Here is a 1,997-nt window from a genome sequence, read left to right as displayed (position 1 = left end):
CTGACCGGCACTGGCCACTTCCAGGTCAATGCGGGTTCGGATCGGGTGAGCGAGGTGTCGTTTGCCGACATCAGCGAGCAGCCGGCCCTGACCGCGTTGGGCCAGAGCGTCAAATACGAGCTGGTCGACGGCGATGCCAGCATCCCGGGCAATCAGGTGCTGAAAGGCTATGTGGAAGTCAATGGCCAGCGCGTCGAGGTGCTTCAGGTCGAACTGGTGGGCAAGCTGGACAACGCCGCCAGCAACGGTTTTGACTACAAGGTGACCCTGTTTGAGGGGGTTCACCAGAGCGGCAACACCGCGACCGACCTGCCGTTCAAGCTCAACATCGTCGACAGCGACAAGGGCAGCGGCAACAACGACAGCGCCACGGGCACCCTCAACATTCGCATTTCGGAAGGGGCCAACCCGACCCTCACCCTGACCGGCGTGACCCTGAGCGAGGGGCGCTTCGACGGTGCCGCCAACAACCAGACCGGCGATGATCAGCATGCCACCGGCACCCTGACCATTAGGGCGGACTCCGATCCCGTGGTGGACGTGCGGCTGACCCTCTCGGGCCAAGTTGTGGATGGGAGTGGCAAGGCCATCACCCACAACGGTGAGACCCTCACCTGGCAAGAGGTGGCGGGCAGCAACGGCCACAGCTTCCAGGCAGTGACTGCGAGCGGCACCCTGGTGCTGACGGTGACCCTGCCGAGCGTGCCGGGGCGCATCGAAGCCCACACCCAGGCAACCCTCGATTACCAGGTGAAGGTGCACACCAACCTGGATCATGGGGTGAGTGATAACCTGAGCCTGAATTTGCCGTTCAAGGTGACCGACAGCGATGGCTCGCTGATCACCGGAAACACCACGGCGGTGATCACCGATGCCGTCGATCCTCACCTTGGCATCGACAGCGGGGTCACCTTGCAGGAAGGGGCCTCTGGCCAGACCCTGGATGGCCAGTTGCCGGTGAGCGTGGGCAGCGATCGCCTGGTGTCGCTCAACTTCGAGGCGAACCAGCCTGGCCTGAATGGCCTCACCAGCGGCGGCAAGCCGACCCACTATCAGGTCAACGGCAATGTCATCACCCTGCAGGATGCGGGTGGCAAGAGCATCCTGACCGTGACCCTGGACTTGGACGGCAAGTACCATGTGAAGCTCGACGGCGTGCTGGATCAGCCGGTCAATACCGACAGCGTCAACCTGGGGCTGCAGGTGCAGGGCACCGATTTTGACGGTGACCGAAGCAACCTCGGCACCCTCAACATCGCCATCACCGACGGCGCCTTGCCCCAGGTCGATCCGGTTTCCCTCACCCTGGTGGAGGACAGCGACTGGAGCGCGGCCCAGACCCTCAGTGGCTCCCTCAATATCACCGCCGGCACGGATCCTTTGGCCCATATCGGCTTCGATGCCAGCCAGCCCGGCCTGCAGGGGCTCACCAGCGGCGGCCAGCTCGTGGTCATCAGTGTCAGCGGCAACAGCATCAGCGGCGCCGTCAACGGCCAGAACGTCTTCACGTTGACGCTGGATCAGAACGGTCACTACGTCTTCACCCTGAACCAGCCGCTGGATCAGGGGAGTGCAGACAGTCTGCTCAAGGCGGGCTTTACCCTGACCGACAGTGACGGAGATAAAGTCTCCTCCACCCTGAGCGTGGCCATCGGCGATGGGGCCAATCCGGTCATCAGCGCCGTGACCGGCACCGAGATGACGGAGGCGAACCAGGGGGCGAAGGATGTGGTGAGCCACATGAGCTTCACCGTGAGCCACGGGGCTGATGCGCTCGACACGAGCAGCCTCAAATTCGATATCGCCGCCATTCAGCAGAGCCTGGATGGCAAGTACAGCAGCCACGGCAGCCCGGTTACCTTCACCCTGGACGCCAACGGCGAGCTGGTGGGGACCAGCGCGGACGGCCGCGAGGTGCTGCGGGCCGAGCTGGATTTGGTGGAGAGCAACGGCAACTGGAGCGTCACCGCCAAGGTGACCCTGGGGGCCGAGCTGGA

The 1,997-nt window shown here is 63.8% G+C and carries 1 pseudogene; it reads left to right on the top strand.

Features of this window, described 5'->3' with window-relative positions:
* Positions 1-1,997: pseudogene (locus AB5Y50_RS16775) on the top strand (type I secretion protein); the annotation flags it as partial.

Source organism: Aeromonas sp. s6, assembly GCF_040907815.1.
In the GTDB taxonomy this organism is placed as follows: Bacteria; Pseudomonadota; Gammaproteobacteria; order Enterobacterales; family Aeromonadaceae; genus Aeromonas; species Aeromonas caviae.
This window is presented reverse-complemented; position numbering and strand designations above follow the sequence as displayed.